Origin of the sequence: Sporosarcina luteola (genome assembly GCF_023715245.1) — a bacterium.
Taxonomy (GTDB): Bacteria; Bacillota; Bacilli; order Bacillales_A; family Planococcaceae; genus Sporosarcina; species Sporosarcina luteola_C.
The window spans coordinates 1,212,409-1,239,377 of the sequence record NZ_JAMBNV010000001.1 but is presented as its reverse complement, the minus strand read 5'-3'; the positions used below and the strand labels follow the sequence as shown (position 1 = coordinate 1,239,377).

Here is a 26,969-nt window from a genome sequence, read left to right as displayed (position 1 = left end):
TATCATCGCTCATTATCGTTTGTGTTTACGCTTTCATTCCATTTAAAAGTAAGCGATGGACTTCTGGTGCTAATTTCATCAAATCATACTTTTGATCATTCATCACCCATGAGGTGATCGTTTCGTCAATCGTACCGAATACCATTTGACGTGCCAACCGAATATCGATCTGCTTGTCAAACTCACCTTTCTCGATTCCTTCCTTCAAAATGGCATCGAGCAAAGACAAGTATTCTTTTAATACTTCATTGATCCTGAACCGAAGCTCTTTGTTTGATTGCCGCAGTTCCAATTGAGTTACAATGGCTAGGTGGCGGTCGCCATTAAGCAAACTGAAATGGTTTTCAATCATCTTTGCAAGCATTTCTGTCGCAGAGATTTCTTTTTTCAGGATTTCCTGTACGTTCTCGACAAAAACGCCCATCTTCTCCCGGAATACGGAGATAAGGATATCCTCTTTATTTTTGAAATAAAGATAAATTGTTCCGTCAGCGACGCCCGCTTCCTTGGCGATTTTCGAGACTTGCGCCTGATGATAGCCATTTTCAGCAATGACGATGACGGCCGCATCCACTATCTGTTTATATTTCGGTTTATCACGTTTCACATTCTCACCACCAAAAAGAAGAAAATATGAATGAGGATTCATTCATATTTTCATATTAATCGTTAATTTGATTATCGTCAAGTCTTTCGTCAGGAAGTTTGCAATTCCTGTTCCAACTTCTTTTTCTCCTCATCAACGAGGGCGCGCCGTAATATTTTTCCGACTGCAGTTTTCGGCAACTCTTTCCTGAACTCATATTGTCGAGGCACTTTGAACGACGCCAAATGTTCACGGCAATACGTATTCAATTCTTCCTCTGTCACCGATTGCCCTTCTTTCAGAACAATATAAGCCTTTACTGTTTCTCCACGGTATGGATCCGGTATGCCGGCGACGACACATTCTTGTATTGCCTCATGTTCGTAAAGGACTTCTTCGATTTCACGCGGATAGATATTGAAGCCGCTCGCAATGATCATATCTTTTTTCCTGTCGACAACATAGAAATGTCCTTCATCATCCATGTACCCTAAATCTCCGGTCAATAGCCACCCGTCTCGGAAAGTTTCGTTCGTTTCTTCAGGTCGGTTCCAGTAGCCCTTCATTACTTGAGGACCTCGTACCGCAATTTCCCCGACTTCCCCGTTCGGCAACGGCTCTGATGTTTCTGGTCCTAAAATGCAGGCGTCCGTATCAGGCCAAGGAACTCCGATAGACCCTTTCACACGTCTTTTCTCCCATACGAAATTTGCAATGGCAACAGGCGACGTCTCGGTTAATCCATATCCTTCTACGAGTTTCCCGCCAGTCACCTTTTCGAATTTTTCTTGAAGTTCGACAGGCAATGCTGCGGATCCACTAATGCACGCTTTGATGGATGAGAGGTCATACTTCGCGAGATCAGGATGATTCAGCAATCCGATATAGATTGTCGGGGCGCCTGGGAACAACGTTGGTTTCTGTTTATCAATCGCTTTTAATGCAGTATCGAAGTCGAATTTAGGGATCAGCACCATTTTATTGCCTAACATGACAGATAAGACAAGGACCGTCGTCATGCCATACACATGGAAGAATGGCAGGATTCCCATGACCGTCTCTTCGCCGTCCTCACATTTATACAACCACGCATTACACATCTGTGCATTGCTAATCAGATTGGCATGCGTCAGCATGACCCCTTTCGGCGGCCCAGTCGTCCCACCGGTATATTGAAGCAAAGCAATATCTTCGTCGAAATTAAAATCATAGGAAGCAGGATCAGGTTTTGCTATTTTCATTATTTCCGTGAAAAGATGGTTCATGCCACGGTGTTCCACCTTCACGATGATGCCATGCTCTTTTTTCTGGATGAACGGATAGATAAGGTTTTTCGGAAATGGTAAGTACTCTTTAATACCAGTAATGATGACATGCTCCAATTTCGTTTCCTTCACGATCTTCGTAATCCGTCCGAAAAGAATATCAAGCGAGATGATAACCTTTGCCCCGGAATCCGCCATCTGATAAGCCAATTCCCTCTCTGTATAAAGCGGGTTCGTCTGCACGACAATGCCCCCGATATAGAGGATGCCATAGTAGGCGATTGCACTTTGTGGACAATTCGGGAGCATGATCGCAACGCGGTCCCCTTTTTCAATGCCAAGTGAACGTAAATAGTTGGCAAATTTCAACGCCGACTCATGGAACTCTTTATAGCTAATATCCTTGCCCATGAAATGCATGGCCGTCTTTTCAGGAAACTTGTTTGCCGATCTCGTCAGGAATTCCTGAAGCGGAATCCGATCATAGTCAATCGTCTTCGGTATTTCTGGTGGATACATATCCAACCAAGGTCTTGCTATCATTGTAACCCCCCCTTTTCCCATTCCAATACTTTGAAAATTCCCTCTTAAAATATTATATCGATAAATGAATCCGCTTTCAAATAGAATATTACTTTTCCTATGAAAAAATGCCTTGACCGGCAAATTTCAGTCAAGGCGTATTTGTGAACATCCAGTAAATTCCTACTAGAATGAATAGAATACAGACAACGATTAATATCTTAGACAATTTCTCCATATCAAGTCTCCTATGAAATGCTGGCACCAATTACAAACGACAAGCCTACCGATATCGTCAGTGAAATGAATCCGACTGATCGGTTATCCTCTTCGATTTCCTTATCGATCTGGAACTTGGGTGTTAGGAATTCAAACAGCACGTATGCTACAACAAGCAGGAAAAAACCGAACAGGCCCCATCCAATCATTTGAGGCAATGAATTATGCTGCTCGATTGAGTAGCGGAAAATATTTGCCACTCCAAATATCTTCCCCCCTGTCGCCATGGCGACCGCTACATTCCCTTTACGGATTTCTTCCCAGTTATTATATTTTGTCACAAGTTCAAATAGCACCATCGAAAAGATGAGGCAAAGGACTACAACGCTGAAGTAGCCTGTAGTTTCTACGAGAGGATGACTCCAAAACCCGATTTCCGTCATTTAGTTTGACTCCTTTGAAATTCATTCATCCCAACGTTTACGTATAGGCGCAGGAAAAGTTTCATTTCATTTCACTCTTTTTCACTTTAATTCGACGACAGTCACTCCATGGCCGCCTTCGCCCGCTTCTCCGTAACGGAAGCTTTTTACACGAGGATGGTTTTTCAAATATGTTTGAACACCTTGCCGCAAAGCTCCTGTCCCTTTTCCGTGGATGATTGATACTTGATGATAATTGGAAAGCAATGCATCGTCCAAATATTTCTCCGTACGATGCAAGGCATCTTCATATCTTTCTCCACGAAGATCTAGTTCCAGTTTAACATAAGAATCTCTTCCTCTGACAGAGGCGGAGACGACAGTGTCTTTCACTTTTTCCGGTTTCGTATATTCCAGAACAGATTCGTCCAGCTTCATTTTCAATATCCCGATTTGGACGATCCATTCGTTTGCTGACACCTTTTCGACCAATGTACCCTTCTGTCCGTATGTGATGACCTTCACTTCGTCACCGGCTTCAAGTGGCCTTGGAGCAGCTTTAGCTTTGATTTTTTTCTTCTTTTCCTCGGGAGCTGCCCCTTCCAACCGTTTACGCGCTTCAATCAATTCATGCTCTTTTACGTTGGCTCCTGCGTTCAAGCGCAATGCACGCAAATCGGAAATTACTGCTTCCGTTTCGACTCGTGCATCGTCCACGATTTTTTTCGCTTTCCCTTTTGCATTCTCGATTAGTTTTTCTTTCATTTCATCGAATTCGGATACCTTCGTCTCTAATTCGCGTTTCAGTTTCTCCGTTTCAATAAGCAGTGCATGCGTCTGCTCGGCATCTTTTTCCGATTGCACCCTGCTCGACTCTAGTGAAGCGATCATCGAATCGACTTCACCGCGATCTGTTCCCGTGAATTTTTTTGCCCGTTTGATGATATGTTCATTTAGACCGAGCCGCTTAGATATTTCGAATGCATTACTTCTCCCAGGAACTCCTATCAATAAACGATAGGTCGGGCTCAGTGTATCAATATCGAATTCCACACTGGCATTCGCCACTCCCGGGCGATTATAACCATACGCCTTCAACTCGGGATAGTGGGTCGTCGCCATGACTCTTGCCCCCGTGCCATGCACTTCATCCAAAATGGAAATGGCCAATGCAGCCCCTTCCTGCGGATCAGTGCCTGAGCCAAGTTCGTCAAAAATGAGCAGCGAACGGGAATCGAATTTCTTCAGGATATCGACGATGTTCACCATATGGGATGAAAACGTGCTGAGGCTTTGCTCAATGGACTGTTCATCACCAATATCCGCGTATACGGAGTCAAAGACGGCAACTTCCGATCCGTCCAATGCAGGGATCGGAAGTCCAGCCTGAGCCATTAATGTGCACAAACCGACCGTCTTCAATGTGACGGTCTTCCCTCCTGTATTCGGCCCTGTAATGACAATTGTCGTAATCTCTTTCCCAAATTCAATCGTATTGGCAACAGCCTGTTCGATCGGCAACAAAGGATGGCGCGCCTTTGCCAACCGGATATAGCCTTCATTATTCACTGCCGGTTTTGTACATTTATGCGCAATCCCAAACTTCGATTTGGCGAGGATGATATCAATTTCAGATAAAATATCGACAAGGACAAAAAGATCATGGGCCACTTCTTGGACTTTGACAGATAGCTCCTGCAAGATCTTTTCGATTTCATCTTTTTCTTTCAATTTCAAGTTTCGGATTTCGTTATTTGCCTGAACGACAGCATCCGGCTCGATAAACAACGTTTGCCCGGATGATGACATGTCGTGGATAACGCCTCCGAAGTGGGATCTATATTCTGACTTAACAGGAATGACGTATCGGTCGTTTCTAATCGTCACGATGGCATCGGAAAGCATTTTCGATGCGTTCCTGCCCCTCGTATAGCCCTCAAGCTTTTCCCGTACACGTCCCTCCTGGATGCGCAAGCTTTGACGAATTGATCGAAGCGTGCCTGATGCACTGTCGACAACATGTCCATTGTCGTCAATGGCGGCATTGATTTCATGCTCAAGTCCCGTGAGAATTGGCAAAGCTTCTTTCTTGGCTAGAAAATGCGGGATTTCAATGTCTTCGTCTGCATCGACCGCTTCGATGAACTGTCTCAAAATCCGGCTCGCTCGAATCGTATTAGCAGTTTCCATCAATTCATATGCACTGAGGACACCGCCGATTTGTGCTCGTTTTGCATGCGGCCGAATGTCGCTGATGCCGCCCATCGGCACGTTCCCACGCACCCTCAATATAGCGAGCCCCTCATCCGTCTCTTCAAGTAAACGGACCACTTCCTGGAAGTCGCAAACAGGAACCAATTTTTCCATATATGTCCGTCCCGCAGATGATGTGCAATATGTTGCTACAATATCCCGGATCTTATCAAACTCAAGTGTTTTTAAAACTCGTTTTTCCAACGCCTTACACTTCCCTTCATTTCCGTATGATTTCACGGATGAATTGTTCCAACGGCCACGTGTTCACGACCGTCTCTTTTTTCAACCATGCTTTTTGCGCATACTTCACGCCAATATCCATATGATCCAATTGATCGATTGTATGCGCATCCGTATTGACGGCGATTTTGACGCCGGCCTCCTGCGCCATTGCCAAATAATCGACAGCCAAGTCGAAGCGATGCGGATTTCCGTTCAGTTCAAGGATTTTATCGTATGTCTTCGCCCATTCAATCAATTGGGATACGTCCGGGTCATAGCCTTCCCTTTGGCCGATAATCCTGCCAGTCGGATGAGCAATCATCGTAACATACGGATTTTTCATTGCCGCATGCAGCCTGTTCATGATCTGCTCCTGCGGTTGATTGAAATTTGAATGGATGGACGCAATGACGAAATCCAGCTCCTTTAATAAATCATCATCAAAATCAAGAGTTCCATCCGGAAGGATATCCATCTCTGTCCCACAGAATATCTCGATATCGTCATATTCAACATTCAATTTCCGGATCTCTTCAATTTGGCTTCGAACCCTTTCAGGCGACAATCCATTTGCTATCTTCAAATATTGTGTATGATCTGTAATGACCATATGAGAGTATCCGCGATCCCTGCATGCTTCGACCATCTCACGAATTGAATATCCACCGTCAGACCAAGTCGTATGCATATGGAAATCGCCACGGATATCCTCAAGTGTCACCAGTCCCGCAATTTCATGTGCTCGATCTATTTCCTTTCCATCCTTCCTTATAGATGGAGGAATGAAAGGGAGATCAAAGAATGCGAAGAAATCGGATTCCGATTCAAATGTCTTTACTGTTCCATCTTCCAGTTCAACACCGTATTCGCTAATTTTCATTCCTTGTGACTTGGCAAGTTGACGCATCTTCACATTATGGTCTTTCGAACCTGTGAAATGGTGCAACGCAGTCGCAAATTGTTCCTCAGTTACAAAGCGGAAATCGGCATCGACCAGTTCAGCCATGTCAAGAACGACCGACAACTTGGAATCGCCGGCCGCGACTGTTTCCTCGATCGGCATCACTTCCATCAACTTTTCCCGAACAACAGCAGGTTCATCCGTAACGATGATGAAATCGACATCGCTGCTTTCCTCTTCTGCACGGCGGAAACTTCCTGCTACCGAAAAAAGGGTAATTTCCTTTATTCCACGTAATTCATCCTCAATTGCTTTGACAATCGATTCTGCTTGCCAGACCGGCAGCTTCCCTTTTTTGGTACCTAGCTGTTCAAGTTCATGCAGGATCTTCTCCTCGGTCTTTTTGCCGAACCCTGGAATTCCGCTCACTTTGTTCGCTTCACAAGCGAGACGCAATGACTCAATAGAATCGATACCGATCGCTTCCCTAAGTTTGGCAATTCTTTTTCCGCCTAGTCCAGGTACTTTCAATAAAGGGATAAGCCCTTTTGGAACTTCTTCTTCAAGCTCCTTCAACAAGTCCGACTCGCCTTTTTCCATCAAATCGATGATGACTGCGCCTGTCCCTTTGCCAATCCCCTTTAATTTCAAAATATCATCCATTTCCGCAAGGCTCCGCGGATCGAGCTCGAGCACATTCGCCGCTTTCCGGAATGCCCCCACTTTAAATGGATTCTCCCCTAATAACTCCATATATAAAGCGATTTTTTCAAATGTGCGAATGATTGTTTTCTTATTCATGAGTAACCACTCCTCCATTTTGATCGTTTCTAGAAAAAAGGCTTCCCTCCAACCAAGGGGGAAGCCGTTCAGAATGTTTGTATAGGGCAGCCTGCGTTTTAGCACAGGCTGCAATACATCACTTCATATAGATATACCACCATTTTTTCACCGTTTCCGAAATGATTGGCGTATGCTCGAATATCGCGTCCGCCAATAATGATTTTCCAATCATACCTTGAATGGAATCCATCGGCAGCATTGCCAGTAGATAGAGTAATAGGAATATGAGAATATAAAACTCGATGAAACCTAGAACTGCTCCTCCGAAACGTGATAAAAAGCCCAATACCGGCAGGAACTTCAGGAAATCAAACATGGATGCAATCAACTGCAATACAAATTTGACAACGATAAAAATGATGACAAATGCAAGGACCCTGTAAAATGTCTGATCCAAATCAAGCTGTTCAACTGTCCAACTCAATTTGGATGCCGCAGTCACGCCGGGATATGGAATCCATAAAACGAACTTCTCGGACAATGGTTTGTAGTATATGTAAGCAATGATAAGGGCGATAAAGAAGCCTGTCATATGTATAACCTGTACGATAAGCCCCCGCCTAAAACCGGTGATCAATCCTCCCAAAAAGAGGAATAATAGTAGTAAATCAAGCATATACGACCGTCAACCCTTCAACTTATTCAATTCTTCTTCAAGGAGCTCAATTCGTTCTTTCAGCTTCAAATAATCGTGTACACTATTTACAGCAGTGAGGACCGCGATTTTGGAACTGTCCAAATAAGGATTTCGAGAACTGATTTCCTTCATTCTTTCATCGACCATCGAAGCGACGAGCTTGACATGATTGCTCGTTTCACTGCCGACAATAGTATACGTCTGTCCATATATGTCAACCGCAACGCGCGTTTTTTGCTCGTCTGCCAATGATGAACCCTCCCTATGTAAAAAGTTCTGTACCCAATCATACCATGAAATTGTTTTAGTTGAAAAGAGAAGGTAATGGTTTCACCGATGAATTCCGTTTCAGGCGGACTTACAAAAGCACAACACATCTACCTTCAGGATTATTGTACAATATGGAAAGAAGGTTTTGGAAGGGACGATATATATGAGCCAATGTGTTCTTCAATTGGAAAAAGCCAAGTTCGAAAAATTAATAGCCTATTACGTTGCTCTTAAAGTTACACGAAATGCACCTGGCGTTGTTTTTGCGGCAAAGTTGCCAGACGTTGCTATTACGGCATATAAGTCGGGGAAAGTGTTGTTTCAAGGCGGTGGAGCACTTCGGGAAGCTGCTCTTTGGGGAAGCGTTGATGGGAAGCCATCTTCTAAAAAAACAAGTGTAAAAGGCGAGATATTGCCTGAGCGTTTTTCCGAGCTATCCGTCCTCGGTTCTGATGAGACTGGTACAGGCGATTTCTTCGGTCCCGTTACGGTCGCTGCATGTTTCGTTAGTTCAAATCAAGTCGAACTGGTACGTGAATTAGGCGTACGGGACTCCAAGCAATTGACCGATGATTTAATGCGAAAAATAGCTCCTGATTTACAGGCGACACTAGTACACAGTGTCTTGACTTTGACAAATGAAAAGTATAATGAAGTGCAGGCAAAGGGATCGTCGCAGGGTAAAATTAAGGCGTTGCTTCATAATCAGGCATTGAAACATGTTCTTCGTAAAATGAATGATGAAAAGCCAGATTATATTTTAATCGACCAGTTCGCAGAACGTGGAATTTACTACAATCATATTAAAAACGAGCCGGAAATCGTTCGTGAAAATGTATTGTTTTCGACGAAGGCGGAAGGATTGCATGTAGCAGTCGCAGCTGCGTCAATCATCGCAAGGGTCGCTTTCCTGGAAGAGATGGACCGGTTGAGTGCGATCGCCGGCGTAATGCTCCCGAAAGGTGCGGGACGCGGTGTGGATGAAGCTGCGGCAAGGATTTTATTGAAAGATGGAGAAGCCGCTCTGAAATCGATGACGAAATGGCATTTTGCCAATGCACAAAAAGCGAAAAAGATTGCCGCGATGAAAAAATGATTGTTTAGGGCATAGAGACGGCTGACTTTTGGCGCGGAAGAGGCATCTTTGAGCGCGTAAGACGCCTCTTTGAGCGCGTAAGCCTTCTCTTTGAGCGCGAAACTCGCATCTTTGAGCGCGGAAGCCGTCTCTTTGAGCGCGAGACGGCGTGCTTTGGACTCTGACCTTCATTAACAGAAAAAAGACCGCTTATGGAGATACATTCCCCATAAGCGGTCTTTCGTTTTATCCGCGAAGCTGCGCGTCTGCTTCCTCTGTTAATGCTTTCAATACCTTTTCATGCGCCTTGACGACTTCTTCGTCCGTCAATGTTCGTTCCGGGTCAAAATAAGTCATTGAGAACGCAAGTGATTTCTTGCCTTCCTCAACTTTATCCCCTTCATACAAATCGAACAGCTTCACATCTTTCAACAGCTTGCCGCCCGCCTGTCTGATGATTGCTTCCAGCATGCCTGCGGAAGTTTCGCTCGCGACAACGAGTGCAATATCCCGTGAAATGGATGGGTAACGTGGAACCGGAACATATAAAAGCTCATCCGTTTCGGCAGATAGGATTCTTTCGAGATTTAACTCCATTACATACGTCTCTTTCAAATCACGCTTCTTCTGCTCGGTTGGATGGATTTGACCAATTAGGCCAATTCGTTCCCCGTGCAATAGAACTGCAGCCGTCCGTCCCGGATGCATGCCATCTACTACTTCCTTTTCAAACGACAGGCCATCCAACAAGCCTAGAAGGTCCATCATGCCTTCTACAATCCCTTTGACTACATAAAAATCAACTTTCTTCGTCTCTGCTTGCCAATCATGGTTCACCCATTTGCCTGTCACTACCGCTGACACATGCTCCACTTCGCGAGGAAGTCCATCCTCTTCTTCCCCGAGGAAGACAGAGCCTGTTTCGTAAAGTGCAACTGAATCCATGCGACGTGCAACGTTATACGTTGCCGCCTCCAATAGATGTGGAATCAGACTTTGACGAAGCACGCTCCGGTCTTCGCTCATCGGCATTAGCAATTCCGTTACTGGAGCCGTCTCCAAAGCAAACGCTTGCGCCTGCTCCTTCGATGTCAATGAATACGTGACTGCCTGATAAAGTCCCGCCCCTTCAAGGAACTGACGGACAATCCGACGCTTCGCTTGGTATGGCGTCAATCCGCCCGGCGTCGATTCGAATACAGGGAGTGTTTTCGGAATTTCATCGTATCCGTGCATACGTGCAATTTCCTCGATAATATCTTCCCTGATCTTCAAATCCTGCCTGCGTGTCGGCGCATCGATAACCAGCTGGCCATTGATTGCCTGCGTAGGAATACGTAGACGTTCCAAAATGGTCAGCATTTCATCCATCGATATCTTCATGCCGAGGCGGCTATTAATGTAATCCGGTGAAACTGTAATGCGTTCTGCCGTTTTATCAAGTTCATCAAAGATGACCGATCCTGCGAGGACTTCCCCGCCTGCCAGCTCTGCCATTAGCTGCGCTGCACGTTCTGCCGCTTCCTCAACCCGGTTTGGATCAACGCCTTTTTCGAAACGTGTGCTAGCATCGCTTCGAAGTCCGACTTCTTTTGAAGTGCGTCGAACTGATGAAGGTGCGAAATAAGCGGATTCAATGACAACAGTTGTTGTTCCGTCATGAACCTCCGAATTCGCTCCCCCCATGACGCCTGCTAGAGCTACAGGCTCTTTTCCATTCGTAATGACAAGGTTTTGAGGGTTCAATTTCCGTTCAACATCATCCAATGTCGTCATCACTTCGTCCGCTTCTGCATGACGAACAACGATTTCACCCGTCTCAAGACGGTCGTAATCGAATGCATGCAATGGCTGACCATACTCCATTAAGACATAATTAGTAATATCCACAACATTATTATGAGGACGGATGCCTGAAGCCATCAACGCATTTTGGAGCCATAATGGAGATTCCGCCACTTTGATATTCTTCACGACTTTTGCTACGTACATCGGATTGTCGACGGTTGCATCTACACGGAGCTTCAGTAAATCTTCCGCTTTTTCCGCTGCCGTAGGATAATCGATTTTCGGAAGTGCAATCCCTTGGGATAAAATCGCGCTGACTTCATAAGCGACACCTAGCATGCTTAGCGCATCTGAGCGGTTCGGAGTCAAGTCGAATTCGAGCACTGTATCGTCCAAGCCAAGCAATGGAAGAGCATTTTCACCCGGAACCGCGTCTTCAGGCAACACATAAATGCCTTCCGCGTAAGCTTTTGGAACAAGTTTCCCTTCGATTCCAAGTTCTTGCAAAGAACAGATCATGCCATTCGATTCTTCACCGCGCAGTTTCGCTTTTTTAATCTTAAAATCTCCTGGAAGAACCGCTCCGGGCCGCGCAACAATCACTTTTTGTCCTTGCGCGACATTCGGCGCTCCACAAATGATTTGTGTAATCTCTTCACCAACATCCACTTGGCAGATGTTCAATTTATCCGCTTCGGGATGCTTCACGCACTCCACCACATGTCCAACAACGACATTGGTCATCCCATGCGAACGATCGATGATGGAATCCACCTCGATGCCGGAACGTGTAATTCTTTCTGCTAAATCTGCAGGATTGATTCCGTTTATATTGACGTACTCATTTAGCCATTTCGTTGATACTAACATTTTATCTCCTCCTTAAGCTTCCGTCCGATGGAATTGTGATATGAAACGTACGTCATTCGTATAGAAATGACGGATATCTTCCACACCATATTTCAGCATCGCAATCCGCTCAGGTCCCATACCGAATGCGAATCCTGTTACGACTGCAGGGTCGTAGCCCGCCATTTTCAGTACATTCGGATGCACCATTCCTGCACCTAAAATTTCGATCCATCCCGTCTTCTTACAAACATTACAGCCGTCCCCTCCGCATTTGAAGCAGGAAATGTCCATTTCAACGGATGGTTCAGTGAAAGGGAAGAAGCTTGGACGCAAACGGATTTCACGATCTGCACCGAACATTTTCTTTGCGAACAGGTCGAGCGTCCCTTTCAAGTCGCTCATACGAATATCTTCTCCTACAACGAGTCCTTCGATTTGCGTGAATTGGTGGGAATGCGTTGCATCGTCGCTATCCCGGCGATACACTTTGCCCGGGCAGATGATTTTGATGGAACTTCCGCCTTTCGCCTCCATCGTTCTTGCTTGTACCGGCGATGTATGTGTTCGAAGAAGAATTTCCTCGGAAATATAGAAGGAATCCTGCATATCACGCGCCGGATGCCCTTTCGGCAAATTGAGCGCTTCAAAGTTGTAATAATCCTTTTCCACTTCAGGGCCTTCTGCGATTTCATAGCCCATGCTGATGAAGAAGTCTTCTATTTCTTCAACTACGCGTGTCAGTGGATGATGATTGCCTGTTGGTGCCGGACGGCCAGGCAAAGTGACGTCGATCGCTTCTTTTTCCAATTGCGCATTGATCGCTTCTTCTTCCAGTTTCGTCATTTTCGCTTCCAGTGATTCCGTCACCGCTTCACGGACGACGTTGACGAGCGCCCCCATCTTAGGACGTTCTTCAGCTGGCAGTTTCCCCATCCCTTTCAACAAATCGGTAATGGGACCTTTCTTGCCGAGGTAAGCGACACGGACGTCATTTAATTCCTTGACGGACGATGCTTCCTGGATTTTCGTCAACGCTTCTTCTTTCAATTGCTGCAGTTGCTGTTCCATTGTCATTCTCCTTTCAAAATAAAAAAACCCCGCCCCAAAAAAGGGACGAGGACGAGTTCGCGGTACCACCCTGATTATTATGCAGAACGCATAATCACTTCATTTGGAATAACGGCCCTCTACCGGCACGCCTTTACAGTTTGCACTGGTCCAAGCGGCAGCTCGCGGGGTGAACTTCAACAGTGTTTCGCCTATCCGCGCTCTCAGTCAAGGCGCCGATTTCCTGTCGGTTTCATACTGTTTACTTTTCCCGGTCATAGCCATTAGAAAATTATATACAACTTTACTATACCCGATTTCGTTTTGTTCATCAACATAGATCTCATTGCTTACCGTACGTATAAAGCAGGATGCCCGCAGCAATGGCGACATTCAATGATTCCGCTTTTCCGTACAATGGAATCTTCACGATGTCATCGGCTTTCGATAAGTATTCGGCGGCAACTCCACTTCCTTCATTTCCAACGATTAGCGCAAATTCACTCAACGGACTTACAGTGAAATGATCGACGGCATTGTGCAAACCCGTTCCGATGACTTTGATGCCGGACGACTTTGCCCGGTCAATCCATTCACCGAGCTCCCCTTTCACGACAGGGATATGGAAATGAGATCCTTGAGCGGAACGCACTGTTTTAGGATTGAATGGATCCGCTGAACCTTTCCCGAGGATAACTGCATCCATTCCAGCAGCATCCGCAGTCCGGATCATTGTTCCGATATTTCCCGGATCCTGTACAGCATCGATGAATAAAAGCTTCTTCCAGCTGTCAGCTTCCTCACCTGAATGTTCCGGCTGACGGCAATGAGCAAATATTCCTTGTGACTGCTCTGTCTCTACCAGTTCTTTTGCAACCGCCTTTGTTACTTGGATAAGTTGTAGATTATCGGTTTTCCAACTAGCAGGAAGTTCCAAATCCTCCCTAACAATTAAATGAAGGATTGTCCCTTCCTTCTTCATAGCCTCTTCGACGAGATGGAAGCCTTCAACGAGGAATTCTTCAGATTTATCGCGATCCTTCTTAGACGTTACAAGCTTTTTCCAATGTTTTACGAGCGCATTTTGCGTTGATTCGATTCTTTTCATGTATTGTGCGACATCCTTTTTCTTCTAGTGTAACAAATGTCCGTATAGTTGGCGATCAATGTGTACAAAATGATGGCAGGAGGATGATAAGATGAATTTTCAAATTCGTGACGCCATCGCCGCTAATATGTCGAATAACTCGGCGACCGATATTCGAAGCGTTGTTGAGGATGCATTACAGCGAGGCGAAGAACATTTATTACCAGGTCTAGGAGTATTTTTTGAAAAGCTGTGGGTCAATGCCGATGAACAGGAAAAGTCGAAAATCAGCGGTGAACTTGCCCAGGCGTTCTCTGCAGGATCATAAAGAACGGTAAAAGCCACTCATCTGAGTGGCTTTTACCGTTCTTTGAACATAATTCCCTACAGTAAAGCCGCCAATACAGCTTTTTGTGCATGCAATCTGTTCTCCGCCTGCTGAAAAACATACGAATTCGGACCGTCAATTACGGAAGTCGCAACCTCTTCTTCACGGTGGGCCGGCAAGCAATGTAAAAACATATAGTCTTTCTTTGCATTTGCAACAAGCTGATCGTTTATCTGGAACCCTTTGAATGCTTCAAGTCGCGCAGCAGCCTCTTCCTCCTGCCCCATGCTCGCCCAGACGTCCGTATAGACGACATCTGCGTTTCTCACCGCTTCAATAGGATTGTTTGTCTGTAAGACGGATCCGCCATTCGCCGCAGCAATTTTTTCAGCTTCCACATAAAGGTCGGAATTGAACTCATACCCTTTAGGCGTTGCGACCGCTACATGCATCCCCATACTCGCCGCCCCAATGACCAACGAATGGGCAACATTATTTCCGTCGCCTACATAAGCGAGTTTCTTGCCGGCAATAGACCCTTTCACTTCGATCATCGTCAATAAATCCGCAAGCGCTTGGCATGGATGATACATATCCGTCAGTCCATTGATAACGGGGATTGATGAATGCTTCGCTAGCTCTTCCACCATTTCATGCGAGTTTGCTCGAATCATGACAGCGTCCAAGTACCCCGACAATACTTTTCCGGTATCATGCACCGATTCTCCGCGTCCGATTTGAAGATCATTCGCATTCATATACATCGCATGGCCGCCAAGCTGTACCATGCCGACTTCGAATGAAATCCTTGTACGTGTGGAATGTTTTTCAAAAATCATGCCGAGTGTCTTCCCTTGCAGTATGGGGGGAATTTTTCCTGCAATTACTTCTTTCTTCATCACCAACGCTTTTTGCAATAAATAATCGATTTCTTCACTCGTATAGTCCAATAACGTCAACAAATCACGGCCTTTTAGCTGACCTTCAATTTTTTTCGCAGTTTTTAATGTCGATATATGCATTTTCACCAAAATGATCATCTCCATCCTGAATATGGTTTGTATGTTTCATTATATGTACGTATATTTATAAAGTCAAATGAATTATTATGAGCAATCTAGAAATACTTAGTTAGTCAGAAGTATGCTTTACTAATGGTTTTTTATTCATTAGATAAGAATTTACCAATATGCATTTATTCACATATATATGTATAAAAAAGATCGCACCTCTAGCAGGCACGATCTTTCCTATCAGTCCTTATTGAAAAATGATTTGATCAACTGTGTCAAGGTCGAGCTTCTTGATTACTTCCACAATCAATTTCACCGCATTTTCGTAATCATCCCGGTGCAGCATTGCTGCATGGGAATGGATATAGCGAGTTGCGACGCAAATGGCAAGAGACGGCACGCCGTTCCCGCTTACATGGATTGAACCTGCATCTGTTCCTCCGCCCGGAATCGCCTCGAATTGGTATGGGATGCCGTGTTCTTCTGCCGTATCGACGACAAGATCACGCAAACCTTTATGGGAAACCATCGATGCATCATAGAGAAGGATTTGAGGCCCGTCGCCCATTTTGCTTGTCGATTCCTTTGAAGTGACGCCTGGCGTATCTCCCGCAACGCCTACGTCAACTGCAAAGCCGATATCCGGATTCACTTTTGCAGCAGCCGTTTTTGCACCGCGCAAGCCGATTTCCTCTTGCACCGCACCAACGCCGAATACGATATTCGGGTGATTTTCACCTTTTAGCGCTTTCAGGACGTCAATTGCGATTGCACAGCCAATGCGGTTATCCCATGCTTTCGCAAGCAAGTATTTATCATTGTTCATGACCGTGAATTCGAAATACGGAACGATCATATCACCGGGCAGAACGCCCCATTCCATCGCTTCCTTCTTCGATTCAGCTCCGATATCGATGAACATGTCTTTAATGTCCACCGGCTTTTTCCGGGCTTCCGCAGATAGGATATGAGGAGGCTTCGATCCGATGATGCCCGTCAAAGTGTCCCCTTTACGCGTAACGATCGTCACTCGTTGGGCAAGCATGACTTGCGACCACCATCCGCCGACCGGCTGGAAGGAAATGAATCCTTTATCGTCAATTTTCGTCACCATGAAGCCGACTTCATCCAAGTGGCCTGCCACCATCACTTTCGGTCCATTTGCATCGCCACTTTTTTTGGCAATCAAAGATCCGAGTCCATCGTATTCAATTTCATCAGCGTATGGCTCGATATATTTCTTCATGACTTCACGCGGTTCACGTTCATTGCCGGGAATCCCCTTCGCGTCCGTCAAGTCTTTCAGCATGAGTAACGTATCATCCATCTTCGACATTTATTTCGACCTCCTAAGTAAAAAACTTCAAATTCAGTATAGATGAAAGATAGCAACAATGGAAGTGCTTTCACAATCACAATATTTCTTTGCGAAGCTGTGCTGCACTCTTCGGAGAAAGCAGTCCAGGGGCGACGTCAAACACGGTTTTTGCGCCTATATCCCCTTTTTTATTCAACCTGTAAGCCGCCCTCGCATAAGCGACTAGTACGCTGGATGTGAATTCCGGATTGCTGTCCAATTTCAATGAAAATTCCATAACCTGATTGTTCGTAGCGCCGGTTTTCCCGCTACGGATGACAAAACCGCCGTGAGGCATTGCGCTATGGTCTTCTCTCAATTGCTGCTCAGTAATGAAATGGACTGTCGTATCATAATCTGTAAAGTAATTGGGCATCGTCACGATCGCTTGCTCTACCTCGGCTGCGTCGGCACCTTCTTCCAATACAACATAGCATTCACGTGTATGCTTGTCGCGCGTCGTCAGTTCCGGCTGTGATCCGTTGCGCACCTGTTCGACTGCCGATTCAACAGGAATCGTATATTGGACTGCCCCTTTGACCCCCTCGATCCTTCTGACAGCATCCGAATGTCCTTGGCTCAACCCTTTCCCCCAGAACGTATAGGTTGCACCCTCAGGAAGAATCGATTCTCCGTAAAGCCTGTTGATCGAAAATAGTCCTGGATCCCATCCTACGGAAATGATAGCCGTTTTACCATTCGGTCTAGCCGATTCATCTACCGCTTCAAAGTATACGGGAATCTTAGCATGCGTATCAAAGCTGTCTACTGTATTGAACAGCCTCGAAAGCGCAGGTCCTTGTTCAGGAAGATCATCTTTCGAACCCCCGCATAAGATCAGTACGTCAATATCATCCACATGTTCTTCGATTTCATTCAAACGCAAAACAGGTGCACCGCTATTCACTCTCAAGTCTCCCGGTTCTCTACGGGTGAATACGCCAACGAGCTCCAGATCATCGTTTTGAGCAATTGCCGACTCGACCCCTTTGCCCAAATTTCCGTATCCAGCGATGCCAATTCTGATTTTCGTGTCCACTATGACCATCCCTCTCTTTGCAAGTATTCTCTCATTTTATCGTTTCGCCACAATTTTGGCTAATTATTCTTTTGTTCACAAGCTGTCCTTTTGCCTAATCCGGCATCCATGGTAAAGTAGAATATGAGTCAATTTTATGAAATGAGGATTCCAAATGCGTGCTTTCGTTTATATAATCGTCTTTTTTTCCTTCTTTGATTTATTTTCACAACTTCCTATCATGAGCCCTTTTGCTTTGTCCTTAGGTGCTTCATCGTTCATGACGGGGTTGGCTGTCGGAATGTATTCATTTTCCAATACCATCGGGAATGTCATTTCCGGATTCATGACGGACCGTAGAGGACCGTTCGCTATTCTGCTTATCGGATTATTTGCATCAGGTATTTCTCTGCTTCTTTATTCCTTCGCAATAGGACCTGCTTCCCTTCTCGGGATTCGCTTCGTCCATGGCTTCATGGAAGGGCTAATTGTCCCTGCTGCCTTTACATTCCTCGCCAATCGTGCCGAAGAATCAAAGCGAGGCCGAAGTGTAGCCATTTCAGGCGCCTTTGTAGGAATGGCGGCAATCATTGGTCCTGCTTATAGCGGCATTGTCGCTTCAAAAACGGGTGCTCCATTCATTATGACAGTTAACGGCGTCATTATGTTCATCCTTGCGATCGCCGCATTTTTTGTTTTACGATCTGTTTCATTTGAAAAAAAGCAAAGAACAAAAGAAGCAAAGCATTTCAGAGTCCGGTATTTGTTCAAGCATCCCGGCATGGTCCGTGCTTTCGCAGGCGCGTTTTTCCTTATGTTCTCACAAGGTGTGTTGGCTTTAGTCTTGCCTTTGAAAGTCGAGGCGCTCGGATTTGACACAAAAGCGACGGGCATGCTGCTCAGCACGTTCGGCGTCGTCGCCATCCTGATATTCCTGCTGCCGATCAACCGTATTTTCGATAAAGTACGTCCGATGATCACATTGGCTTTCGGCATCTCGATGATGGGGGCAAGTATGCTTTTCCTTAGTCAAGTTTCAGAGTTGCAGCTCCTGTATTTGGCAATGGCATTGTATGGAATAGGTTTTGCATTTCTATTCCCTTCCATTAATTCTTTGCTCATCGATTCTTCATCACCGGAATTCCGCGGAAAGGCTTACGGCTATTTCTACGCATTCTTTTCCATCGGGGTCGTCGCAGGCTCAAGTCTCATCGGCTATTTGGATTTGACATTCAAGGGTGGGTTCATGCTCACTGGCATCATCCTAATAAGCGTCGCCGTTTATACGATCCTCGGAATGAAAAAGAGTCTACTATTGACAGAGGGGCCTTGATAGGTTAAAGTCTTACACGAAATGAATAACCCTGTTCGGGAGAGGTTCATAGCGACCCTCTATAAAAAACTATGGATGACGGAAATTTTGCCATGTCCATTTACGTGACATGGCTTTTTTTGTTCTCTATGGCCCCTCCCTGACAACTATAATCATGGAGGTTTTTTAATTGGCTGGAAGAGATGAAAACACATTAACGGATTTAACTTTGCTAGGGAATCAAAATACAAAGTACGCCTATGAGTATGACCCTACTATTTTGGAATCCGTCGATAATATGCACACGGAACGGGATTTCTTCGTCAAATTCAACTGCCCCGAATTCACATCACTTTGTCCGATGACAGGACAGCCGGACTTCGCAACAATGTATATCAGTTTCGTGCCGGATAAAAAATTGGTCGAAAGTAAATCATTGAAATTGTATTTGTTCAGTTTCCGCAATCACGGAGACTTCCACGAGGACTGCGTCAACATCATCATGAATGATCTAATTAAGCTGATTGATCCACGCTATATTGAAGTATGGGGCAAGTTCACTCCGCGTGGCGGACTTTCCATCGATCCTTATTGCAATTACGGAAAGCCTGGTACGAAATACGAAAAAATGGCGGAACATCGAATGATGAACCATGACATGTATCCCGAAAAGATCGATAACCGTTGAGGGGGAAACAATGAAATGCGTTATTATTTAAGCGGGATTTTTGTCGGCCTGTTAATTTTATCGAATATCGTGGCGGTCAAGTTGATGAGCATCGGCGATTGGATCGTAATACCGGCAGCAGCCATCATCTACGTTTGCACGTATCCAATTTTGGATGTATTGACGGAAGCCTATGGAAAAGAAGCTGCAAGAAAGACGGTTCAGACTGGCTTCATCGCACAGCTTTTCGCAATCGGCTTCATTTGGCTAGCAATCCATTTGCCGGCAGCCTCTTTCTATGAACATCAGGAAGCATTCGAAACGATTTTCACAGCGGGCTTCCGCGTGACAATCGCAAGCTTGGCTGCGTACCTCATCAGTCAGAACCTGGATGTCACCATATTCGATAGATTGAAAAGAAGGCATGGTGCGAAAAAGTTATGGGTGCGGAACAATGTGTCAACGATGGCAAGCCAACTCGTCGATACGACGATTTTCATAACAATCGCTTTTGCGGGAACGATGCCGATAGGTGCTTTGTTAGGAATGATCGCTAGCCAATATGTCTTCAAATTCATCATCGCCGTTTTGGATACGCCGATCGTCTATTTGCTCGTGTCTGTATGTAGAAAAAAGGAACCTGAAATTATGAGCGAAGAGATATCATTACAGAACTGATCGCCATAAACGAGAACTTTTCAAAGATAAATGAGAACTTCATAGCCCTAAACGAGAACTTTTTGACTTAGAATGAGAACTTTCCATGGAGTAATGAGAACATAATGATCTGTAACGAGAACTCTCTGTGGAATAATGAGAACTTTATGGGGATAAACGAGAAGTTCCAAATGTAAATGTATAAAAAACAGGTGAAGGAAATCGCATTTTTGCGATCCTTCACCTGTTTTGTATTTAGTTAACTAGTTTGTGAAGCGAATGATTTTATTTCTTCCATGAATGCTTCGCCGTATCTTTCCAGCTTCGCCGCCCCGACGCCGTTCACTTCCAAAAATTCTTCTTCCGTAACCGGCATTTTTGCCGCCATGTCACGCAATGACTTATCCGAAAAGACGACGAACGGAGGTACTCCTGCTTCTTGAGCAAGCTTCATGCGAAGTGCACGCAACTGGTTGAATAAAGGATCATCTTTCGCTATCTGCTTCGTTTCGACGGTTCCTTTTCTAAACACTTTGATTTTACCAGTCAATACATCCTTGCCTTGTTCAGTGACATAGATAATCGGGAACTGACCGTTTTCCACACCGAGATAATTTTCGGAGATGATGAATTCGATAAAATCGGAAATGTCTTTCGCATTCCTTTCTTTCATCAAACCATATGTAGTTAATTTATCAAACCCGAACTCCAACACTTTTTTATTTCGTGAACCTGTCAGAACTTGAGCAATCATCGTTTTTCCGAATCGCTGCCCCATTCGTATGACGCAGGATAGTACCTTCTGCACATCAACCGTCACTTCAAAGCTCTCGCGGGTGTCTGTACAGTTTGCGCAACGGCCGCAATCCTGCACGTCCGTCTCCCCGAAATATGAAATGATGAACTTTTGAAGGCATGATTCAGTATGGCAGTAGTCGATCATCGACTGCAGCTTCTCAAGCTCGGCGGGAATTCGATTTTGATCCTGCGATTGGTCAATGAGGAACCGTTGCGTGATTACGTCCTGCGAAGAGAATAAAACGGTGCACTCACTATCCAGTCCATCCCTTCCCGCACGGCCTGCTTCCTGATAATAACTTTCCATGTTTTTCGGCATTTGGTAATGGATTACGTAACGGATGTTACTTTTATCTATTCCCATCCCAAATGCATTCGTTGCAACCATGATCGTCGCCTCATCCATAAGGAACCGGTCCTGCTCCGCTTGCCGGACACCATCCGAGAGTCCAGCATGATATTTTGCAACAGCGACTCCGCTTCGTTCTAACGTGGCATGGATCTGGTCAACTGCTTTACGGGTGGCGGCATAAATAATACCCGCCTCTCCATCGTTCTTTTTAACATAGTCCTTGACGAACTTGTCCCTGTCCTGCCCTTTAATGACAGAAAAGGTGAGATTGCTTCTCTCAAAGCCAGTCATTACTGTGTTTTCCTGTTCAATATGCAATTGGCCGCAAATATCTTCCCGGACGGCAGGCGTTGCAGTAGCCGTCAAAGCCAAAACGACCGGTTTTTGTTCGAAGGAAGATATGACTTTGCTTAACATCCGGTAACTCGGCCTGAAATCATGTCCCCATTGCGAGATACAGTGTGCCTCGTCGATGGCGATCATCGGGATATCCATTTTACCGATTTGCTGAATAAATGAAGGGGATTCAAATCGCTCAGGAGCTACATAAAGCAGACGATACATTCCTCCTAGTGCATTTTCAACCGTCCCGAAATATTCTTCCGTTGATAATGTACTATTAATGTACGCTGCTGGTATGTCGATTTGATGCAAGGCATCCACTTGGTCTTTCATCAATGAAATTAAGGGGGATACGACAAGTACTGTGCCCTCCATTACTAGCGCAGGAACTTGATAGCAGATGGATTTACCGCCGCCTGTAGGCATGACGCATAGTGTGTCTTTCCCTTCAAGCACGTTTCGGATGGCTTTTTCTTGCCCGGTGCGGAAGGAAGAAAATCCAAAATAGGTAGATAAGACGGAATTAATTTTTTCGATTGGACTCACCTCTCTTTATCAATCAAAGAAAAAAGCACCCATTTTCGGCGCTTTTTCACCTTTCTTACTCCAGCAACAACCGTTCTTCATCGCGGCTATGTATTTCATTGACAACTAGCAGTGCATAAAACTTCTGTAAAACTGTAGGGCTGAGTTTTTCTGTTTCGCGAAGCATTTCGATATCTTTTACGATAATCCTAAGCAGATCGTGATCTCTCGTCAATTGGGTGATGGCCTCTTCCAATTCTGGATTCTCTTTTTTGATTTCCAGATAGAGCCCTTCTTCTTCGGCATCAGCGTGGCTAATCACCCTTGACTTCCAATAATCGATCAGTTCATCAGCTGCTCGATCAGCCGATTTCATATCGCCTTCCTGCAGAAACTCTATTAGCAGTTCGGTCTTGCTGACTGCTCCTGATAATCCGCCTTCATGGATGGAGCGGTGAGCTTGGAGTTGTTTCAATGCCGGTCCTGACATGTCACTCATCCTTTCAATTAGATGCTTTCTTATAGAATAACAGACATTTGTACAAGTCACCAATTGAAATACTTATACATATGTCCCAACAGGATTTCCGCTTCAGGCTGACGCTTGCTTACCTGCAGTTAAGTCGTTTTCTATATGTATTTAAGGGACTTTGATATCAACAGGCAGTTGCTCTCCGTTTCGGCGCACGCTTTCCGCGGGCATGGCTCGAGCCTCCTCAGTCGCAAAAAGCGTGCTCCTTCCGGGGTCTCAAGGCTCATGCTATTCCCGCAGGAGTCGGCGCCTGCACTCCAAGCAACGGATGCCCCTAATAAATATAATATGCCCATGCACTTTCAGGAACTTAATCACACATGCAATCACTGCAACAGTCACGTGAGTTGTATTTCCTATCGCACATCATAATTGAGTGGCGTATATCCATAATTTACAATAGAATTAAATAAAAGTTATGGGGGTGTATTTATGACGAATAATAAAACCATCAGTCAAACAGAGCTATCTAAAAGATTTGGTTGGACTGAATCAAAAGGAAGACAGTGGATTAAAAAGTTCCAAAGATATCTACCCTTTGAAGAAACAGGAATTTATAAGTACTACGATGAAGAAGCATATGAATTTTTAAAGAAGGTTAAGAAATTAAATGACGCACATTTAAGTTTAAATGAAATTGAAAATATTTTTGAAGAACAAGGAGTTCCAAGTTCTGAGATTGAAATAAACAGAATAATTTCAGAAAAGAATAGACTAACAATAATCGAGAGTAAAGTTTTAACGACAATGCCTTCTTCTAAAGATTTAGTCATCCCAATATTATTGGTAATGTCAGATGAAGATTTATACATTGCGACTAAGTTGAATGAGGGAGTTGCAAATCATTTTAAATTGATAGAAGAACAAATTAATTTTTCGTATCCCGATAGCAAAGAAACAGTATTTGTGAGTCGTATGAGGGCAACGAGATTTTCATTACAGAAAAAAGGATATATAGAAGAAGTAGGAAAACATACCTACCGAATTACTAAAGATGGTTTAGATTTGCTTAATGAAAGTGAAATTGAGATTCAAGAAGAACTAGAAGAATTAGAACAAGTGGTAGATCCGATAAAAGTAATTAACGAGCAATTAGTAGAACTTGATAAGTATTTGATAGATAAGATCCTTACAGAACTTCAGAAAGTCCATTGGAAAAGGTTTGAAAGCATAGTTGTGGAACTATTAACTGCAATGGGTTACGGGGATGGAGAAGTAACTCAAAGTACAAATGATGAGGGTCTTGATGGAATAATAAAAGAAGATAAACTTGGTTTGGATAATATTTATGTTCAAGCTAAACGTTGGATAAACACCGTTGGCAGACCCGATATAATGGCGTTTGTAGGTGCTTTAGAAGGGAGAAGTGCTAGTAAGGGTGTCTTTATTACTACATCTAGTTTTTCTCAAGGTGCGAATGACTATGTTAAAGTTCTTCCTTATAAGAAAGTTATCTTGATTGATGGTAACAAATTAGCTAGATATATGTTAGATTATAATGTTGGTGTCACTATCAAGCGTAAGGTATTAATTAAAGAAGTTGATTTCACATTCTTTGAAGGTGAGTAAAGAAGAGTACATCACAATTACGTGATGTACTCTTCTTTATATAGTTACTCAAGTGCAGCAATCAAATATTTCAAGAATTAGATATACAGACACATGGTTACATGGATTACTGAATCGTTATGAGGAAAACACTAAAGTACCCTTAAATCGAGTACGGAAATAAATATATTTAACCGAGAGCACAAATAGTTTTCATATTAGGGATTACCTTTGGTTAGTATCTTTAATGTCGCCAATCTCACTTCAGTTTTTTCCCGCCATAGCTAAATCTACTACAGCTACTCCACCCAGACCAAGCGACCATCCATTTTTTAAATACAGTGTTGTGGCGCACGTAGTACTGTCGGGTATATAGCTTTATCTAAGTGAAGAACTTTTTAGCTGGCCCTTCAATGCGCTGTTTTAATAATCGCTTTGTCCTTGTGATTCGTTAGTTCCAGCAAATTCGCGATGAGCATATCACATTTTTCTACCCGATGCTAACATCGGATTTAACATCGGTTGGTTTCAATTAGATACGATTTGATGAAATAGACAAAAAGAAAAACCCTACTGAATACAAGGGTTTTGATACTTATTGAAATCCATTGATTTCGTATTACGGAAACGAGAGGATTTGAACCCCCGCGGCGCGTGAACGCCGTAGCTGATTTCGAGTCAGCTCTCTTCAGCCTCTTGGGTACGTCTCCAATTCAGACAACATAAATTATACGCCCCACTTAGAAGATTGTAAAGTTCACACTTGACAAAAATACCAATATCCTTACGACGATAAACACTGACTTTTCCAGGTTTTATCGATCTAATTGAGACCGAATAAAAGCTTAGAATAAGCCCAATATCAATTTCACTGATAATAGGCTTATTGAATTATAGCTGGTAATTCTTTAGTGTTTTATTGAATCGAGGTATGACTGTTGATTGGAGCGGAAGGTGGCGACTCCTGGGGGATTAGCGAGACAGGTGAGACCCCGCAGGTAGCGAAGCGAACGAGGAGGCTTACCGCTCGCCCCCCCGGAAAGCGTCCACCTGAAGCGCAAATCAACACTTTGTCAAATGATCGCCACTATAAATGGACTTTTAAGCGAACTCCATTCTCGTAAGTCTCTGCTGTTTAAACCTTTGCAATTCTAACATTGCTCACCATTGCCAAGCCAAGTACGACCATGATTATAACGAAAAACGGAGGTCCGATATATGGACTGAGAAAGTATGTCAATGTCAACAAAACACCAGCTGCCGTAATCGGCAGTCCATAAAAGGAACCATCAAATTCCTTTACATTGTAGCGAGCGAGACGGATGGCTCCAGCGGCGATATAAAAGACAGTTGCTGCAATTCCTACCCAAAGCATCGAGGATAAATCAGTCATATAGATTAAAAGCGCAGGAGCTACCCCGAATGATACAATATCACTTAATGAATCTAGTTCTTTGCCAAACATCGATTCAGAATGAAAGTGCCGTGCTGCCATTCCATCGAAACGGTCGAAAAGAGCTGCAAGGAAAATGAACACCAAGCTCATATGGCCAAGATCCCGGGCGATAAGAATGATTGCGATGATTCCAAAGCTTAAGTTTGTAATTGTGATTGAATTCGCCACTTGGCCTTTTATTTTCGTATAATCTAAGTATCTAGATAAAAACATGACGATACCTCCAGTATTGTTATCTTGCCAAACTACTAATCTGAAAACATAGGAGACGGTTGAAATGAAAAAAATAGTATTTAAACGCTTTGTCGAATTGAGCGGACATCCCGCATCTTCCACTTTATTAAAAACAATTGCCCGCTCACGCCTAAGTCGGAAACTCATCAAACCGTTTGCGAAGACATACCATATTAACGAAGAGGAAGCAGAATTTCCAATAGATCATTATGATAGCCTTCAAGCTTATTTTACGCGTAATTTGAAAAAGGGTTCACGGCCGATCGACGAGCGCCCCAATATACTGACTTCCCCGGTTGACGGTGTTGTCACGGAATTTGGAACGATCGGTATGAATCAGACATTTATGATAAAGAACCATCTATATAGTATAAACCAAGTTTTGGGAGATGAAAAGAGAGCACTTCCATTTAACGGTGGATTCTTTTATGTTTTTTATCTCTCCCCAAGCCATTATCATCATTTCCATTATCCATACGACGGTGAAATTCTATCGAGATATGCTCTCGGAACAACTTCCTTCCCGGTAAATGATCTTGGTTTACGGCTAGGCAACCAGCCTTTTGCGACAAACTACCGAATCATTTCAGAACTTATGACGACTCATGGAAGGATGGCTATGATTAAAGTGGGGGCTCTGAATGTGAATAGCATTCATATTTTGGATTCCTCCACTTCTTGTAAAAAAGGCGAGGAGTTCGGCTACTTCTCATTTGGATCAACTGTCATTTTATTTTTAGAGAATAACGGCTCCTTCCGACCTACGATTCCGGTGAATTCCGAAGTGAAGGTGGGACAATCCGTCGGAGAATGGTGAAGAGATTTATGATCACATTTG

Annotated in this window: 23 protein-coding genes, 1 tRNA gene, 1 riboswitch and 1 other annotated feature; of the genes, 7 read left to right on the top strand and 17 right to left on the bottom strand. The window is 44.2% G+C overall.

Annotated features, from left to right (window positions below):
* Positions 1 to 25 precede the first annotated feature (25 nt).
* The 7 genes from M3152_RS05745 to zapA all read right to left on the bottom strand — a co-directional run bounded on the left by M3152_RS05745 (position 26) and on the right by zapA (position 8,122).
* Entirely contained in the window at positions 26 to 607 is a 582-nt protein-coding gene (locus M3152_RS05745) for a TetR/AcrR family transcriptional regulator (RefSeq protein ID WP_251694229.1), read from the bottom strand.
* Positions 608 to 696: 89 nt separating this feature from the next.
* The gene (locus tag M3152_RS05740) at positions 697 to 2,394 is read right to left on the bottom strand and encodes a long-chain-fatty-acid--CoA ligase (protein ID WP_285846932.1); all 1,698 of its coding nucleotides are present in this window, start codon (positions 2,392 to 2,394) and stop codon (positions 697 to 699) included.
* A 227-nt stretch (positions 2,395 to 2,621) separates the two neighbouring features.
* Positions 2,622 to 3,035, bottom strand: coding sequence for a DUF350 domain-containing protein (locus M3152_RS05735; RefSeq protein WP_251694228.1), 414 nt, complete (start codon positions 3,033 to 3,035; stop codon positions 2,622 to 2,624).
* 81 nt (positions 3,036 to 3,116) lie between these two features.
* Complete coding sequence (locus M3152_RS05730) at positions 3,117 to 5,471, bottom strand: endonuclease MutS2 (protein ID WP_251694227.1); 2,355 nt, start codon at positions 5,469 to 5,471, stop codon at positions 3,117 to 3,119.
* A 16-nt stretch (positions 5,472 to 5,487) separates the two neighbouring features.
* Entirely contained in the window at positions 5,488 to 7,194 is a 1,707-nt protein-coding gene (gene polX, locus M3152_RS05725) for a DNA polymerase/3'-5' exonuclease PolX (protein ID WP_251694226.1), read from the bottom strand.
* Positions 7,195 to 7,312: 118 nt separating this feature from the next.
* Positions 7,313 to 7,852, bottom strand: a complete 540-nt coding sequence (locus tag M3152_RS05720) for a CvpA family protein (RefSeq protein WP_251694225.1) — start codon at positions 7,850 to 7,852, stop codon at positions 7,313 to 7,315.
* Positions 7,853 to 7,861: 9 nt separating this feature from the next.
* Positions 7,862 to 8,122, bottom strand: coding sequence for a cell division protein ZapA (gene zapA, locus M3152_RS05715; RefSeq protein WP_251694224.1), 261 nt, complete (start codon positions 8,120 to 8,122; stop codon positions 7,862 to 7,864).
* Positions 8,123 to 8,306: 184 nt separating this feature from the next.
* Between zapA and rnhC the strand changes: the two genes are divergently transcribed.
* On the top strand, positions 8,307 to 9,239 hold the full coding sequence (gene rnhC / locus M3152_RS05710; RefSeq protein ID WP_251694223.1) for a ribonuclease HIII: 933 nt from the start codon (positions 8,307 to 8,309) through the stop codon (positions 9,237 to 9,239).
* A 225-nt stretch (positions 9,240 to 9,464) separates the two neighbouring features.
* On the opposite strand, the gene pheT is transcribed toward rnhC, so the two are convergent.
* From pheT to M3152_RS05695, 3 genes are all read right to left on the bottom strand, one after another.
* Positions 9,465 to 11,876, bottom strand: a complete 2,412-nt coding sequence (gene pheT / locus M3152_RS05705) for a phenylalanine--tRNA ligase subunit beta (protein WP_251694222.1) — start codon at positions 11,874 to 11,876, stop codon at positions 9,465 to 9,467.
* 12 nt (positions 11,877 to 11,888) lie between these two features.
* A complete protein-coding gene (gene pheS, locus M3152_RS05700; RefSeq protein ID WP_251694221.1) occupies positions 11,889 to 12,926 on the bottom strand; it encodes a phenylalanine--tRNA ligase subunit alpha in 1,038 nt (345 codons plus the stop codon).
* A 38-nt stretch (positions 12,927 to 12,964) separates the two neighbouring features.
* Positions 12,965 to 13,193, bottom strand: a binding site (T-box leader).
* A gap of 55 nt (positions 13,194 to 13,248) precedes the next feature.
* Positions 13,249 to 14,013, bottom strand: a complete 765-nt coding sequence (locus M3152_RS05695; RefSeq protein ID WP_251694220.1) for a TrmH family RNA methyltransferase — start codon at positions 14,011 to 14,013, stop codon at positions 13,249 to 13,251.
* 91 nt (positions 14,014 to 14,104) lie between these two features.
* On the opposite strand from M3152_RS05695, the gene sspI reads away from it, so the two are divergent.
* A complete protein-coding gene (gene sspI, locus M3152_RS05690) occupies positions 14,105 to 14,320 on the top strand; it encodes a small acid-soluble spore protein SspI (RefSeq protein ID WP_251694219.1) in 216 nt (71 codons plus the stop codon).
* 56 nt (positions 14,321 to 14,376) lie between these two features.
* Here sspI and argF read toward each other — a convergent pair whose 3' ends face one another.
* The 3 genes from argF to M3152_RS05675 form a co-directional block, all read right to left on the bottom strand.
* On the bottom strand, positions 14,377 to 15,342 hold the full coding sequence (gene argF, locus M3152_RS05685; RefSeq protein ID WP_251695254.1) for an ornithine carbamoyltransferase: 966 nt from the start codon (positions 15,340 to 15,342) through the stop codon (positions 14,377 to 14,379).
* Between the two features lie 238 nt (positions 15,343 to 15,580).
* Positions 15,581 to 16,669 (bottom strand): M42 family metallopeptidase, encoded by a 1,089-nt coding sequence (locus M3152_RS05680; protein ID WP_251694218.1) that lies wholly within the window; start codon positions 16,667 to 16,669, stop codon positions 15,581 to 15,583.
* A 76-nt stretch (positions 16,670 to 16,745) separates the two neighbouring features.
* Positions 16,746 to 17,738, bottom strand: a complete 993-nt coding sequence (locus M3152_RS05675) for a diaminopimelate dehydrogenase (protein ID WP_251694217.1) — start codon at positions 17,736 to 17,738, stop codon at positions 16,746 to 16,748.
* A 145-nt stretch (positions 17,739 to 17,883) separates the two neighbouring features.
* On the opposite strand from M3152_RS05675, the gene M3152_RS05670 reads away from it, so the two are divergent.
* The 3 genes from M3152_RS05670 (at position 17,884) to M3152_RS05660 (ending at position 20,365) form a co-directional block, all read left to right on the top strand.
* On the top strand, positions 17,884 to 19,041 hold the full coding sequence (locus M3152_RS05670) for an MFS transporter (RefSeq protein WP_251694216.1): 1,158 nt from the start codon (positions 17,884 to 17,886) through the stop codon (positions 19,039 to 19,041).
* 35 nt (positions 19,042 to 19,076) lie between these two features.
* Positions 19,077 to 19,120, top strand: a riboswitch (PreQ1 riboswitch).
* 90 nt (positions 19,121 to 19,210) lie between these two features.
* Positions 19,211 to 19,708, top strand: a complete 498-nt coding sequence (queF, locus tag M3152_RS05665) for a preQ(1) synthase (RefSeq protein ID WP_251694215.1) — start codon at positions 19,211 to 19,213, stop codon at positions 19,706 to 19,708.
* Positions 19,709 to 19,723: 15 nt separating this feature from the next.
* Complete coding sequence (locus tag M3152_RS05660; protein WP_251694214.1) at positions 19,724 to 20,365, top strand: queuosine precursor transporter; 642 nt, start codon at positions 19,724 to 19,726, stop codon at positions 20,363 to 20,365.
* A 238-nt stretch (positions 20,366 to 20,603) separates the two neighbouring features.
* Here M3152_RS05660 and recQ read toward each other — a convergent pair whose 3' ends face one another.
* Together recQ and M3152_RS05650 are read right to left on the bottom strand one after the other, a co-directional pair.
* Positions 20,604 to 22,382: a DNA helicase RecQ gene (gene recQ, locus M3152_RS05655; protein ID WP_251694213.1), complete on the bottom strand. Its 1,779-nt coding sequence runs from the start codon at positions 22,380 to 22,382 to the stop codon at positions 20,604 to 20,606.
* Positions 22,383 to 22,437: 55 nt separating this feature from the next.
* Entirely contained in the window at positions 22,438 to 22,851 is a 414-nt protein-coding gene (locus M3152_RS05650) for a hemerythrin domain-containing protein (RefSeq protein WP_251694212.1), read from the bottom strand.
* A gap of 474 nt (positions 22,852 to 23,325) precedes the next feature.
* Between M3152_RS05650 and M3152_RS05645 the strand changes: the two genes are divergently transcribed.
* Positions 23,326 to 24,462: a restriction endonuclease gene (locus M3152_RS05645; RefSeq protein WP_251694211.1), complete on the top strand. Its 1,137-nt coding sequence runs from the start codon at positions 23,326 to 23,328 to the stop codon at positions 24,460 to 24,462.
* A 601-nt stretch (positions 24,463 to 25,063) separates the two neighbouring features.
* Here M3152_RS05645 and M3152_RS05640 read toward each other — a convergent pair.
* A tRNA-Ser gene (locus M3152_RS05640) sits at positions 25,064 to 25,151 on the bottom strand.
* A 425-nt stretch (positions 25,152 to 25,576) separates the two neighbouring features.
* Entirely contained in the window at positions 25,577 to 26,110 is a 534-nt protein-coding gene (gene pssA, locus M3152_RS05635; RefSeq protein WP_251694210.1) for a CDP-diacylglycerol--serine O-phosphatidyltransferase, read from the bottom strand.
* A 64-nt stretch (positions 26,111 to 26,174) separates the two neighbouring features.
* Here pssA and asd point away from each other — a divergent pair, with 64 nt between their 5' ends.
* Positions 26,175 to 26,948 (top strand): archaetidylserine decarboxylase, encoded by a 774-nt coding sequence (asd, locus tag M3152_RS05630; RefSeq protein ID WP_251694209.1) that lies wholly within the window; start codon positions 26,175 to 26,177, stop codon positions 26,946 to 26,948.
* Positions 26,949 to 26,969: the final 21 nt, after the last annotated feature.

What these genes read in the sequence shown, in the direction of transcription:
- M3152_RS05650 (WP_251694212.1), bottom strand. Translation starts at nt 22,851, where the DNA reads ATGTCAGGACCGGCATTGAAACAACTCCAAGCTCACCGCTCCATCCAT.
- pheT (WP_251694222.1), bottom strand. Translation starts at nt 11,876, where the DNA reads ATGTTAGTATCAACGAAATGGCTAAATGAGTACGTCAATATAAACGGA.
- M3152_RS05675 (WP_251694217.1), bottom strand. Translation starts at nt 17,738, where the DNA reads ATGGTCATAGTGGACACGAAAATCAGAATTGGCATCGCTGGATACGGA.
- M3152_RS05680 (WP_251694218.1), bottom strand. Translation starts at nt 16,669, where the DNA reads ATGTCGAAGATGGATGATACGTTACTCATGCTGAAAGACTTGACGGAC.
- M3152_RS05660 (WP_251694214.1), top strand. Translation starts at nt 19,724, where the DNA reads ATGCGTTATTATTTAAGCGGGATTTTTGTCGGCCTGTTAATTTTATCG.
- M3152_RS05740 (WP_285846932.1), bottom strand. Translation starts at nt 2,394, where the DNA reads ATGATAGCAAGACCTTGGTTGGATATGTATCCACCAGAAATACCGAAG.
- M3152_RS05735 (WP_251694228.1), bottom strand. Translation starts at nt 3,035, where the DNA reads ATGACGGAAATCGGGTTTTGGAGTCATCCTCTCGTAGAAACTACAGGC.
- polX (WP_251694226.1), bottom strand. Translation starts at nt 7,194, where the DNA reads ATGAATAAGAAAACAATCATTCGCACATTTGAAAAAATCGCTTTATAT.
- pssA (WP_251694210.1), bottom strand. Translation starts at nt 26,110, where the DNA reads ATGTTTTTATCTAGATACTTAGATTATACGAAAATAAAAGGCCAAGTG.
- pheS (WP_251694221.1), bottom strand. Translation starts at nt 12,926, where the DNA reads ATGGAACAGCAACTGCAGCAATTGAAAGAAGAAGCGTTGACGAAAATC.
- sspI (WP_251694219.1), top strand. Translation starts at nt 14,105, where the DNA reads ATGAATTTTCAAATTCGTGACGCCATCGCCGCTAATATGTCGAATAAC.
- rnhC (WP_251694223.1), top strand. Translation starts at nt 8,307, where the DNA reads ATGAGCCAATGTGTTCTTCAATTGGAAAAAGCCAAGTTCGAAAAATTA.
- M3152_RS05670 (WP_251694216.1), top strand. Translation starts at nt 17,884, where the DNA reads ATGCGTGCTTTCGTTTATATAATCGTCTTTTTTTCCTTCTTTGATTTA.
- asd (WP_251694209.1), top strand. Translation starts at nt 26,175, where the DNA reads ATGAAAAAAATAGTATTTAAACGCTTTGTCGAATTGAGCGGACATCCC.
- M3152_RS05645 (WP_251694211.1), top strand. Translation starts at nt 23,326, where the DNA reads ATGACGAATAATAAAACCATCAGTCAAACAGAGCTATCTAAAAGATTT.
- argF (WP_251695254.1), bottom strand. Translation starts at nt 15,342, where the DNA reads ATGCATATATCGACATTAAAAACTGCGAAAAAAATTGAAGGTCAGCTA.
- M3152_RS05695 (WP_251694220.1), bottom strand. Translation starts at nt 14,013, where the DNA reads ATGAAAAGAATCGAATCAACGCAAAATGCGCTCGTAAAACATTGGAAA.
- M3152_RS05720 (WP_251694225.1), bottom strand. Translation starts at nt 7,852, where the DNA reads ATGCTTGATTTACTACTATTATTCCTCTTTTTGGGAGGATTGATCACC.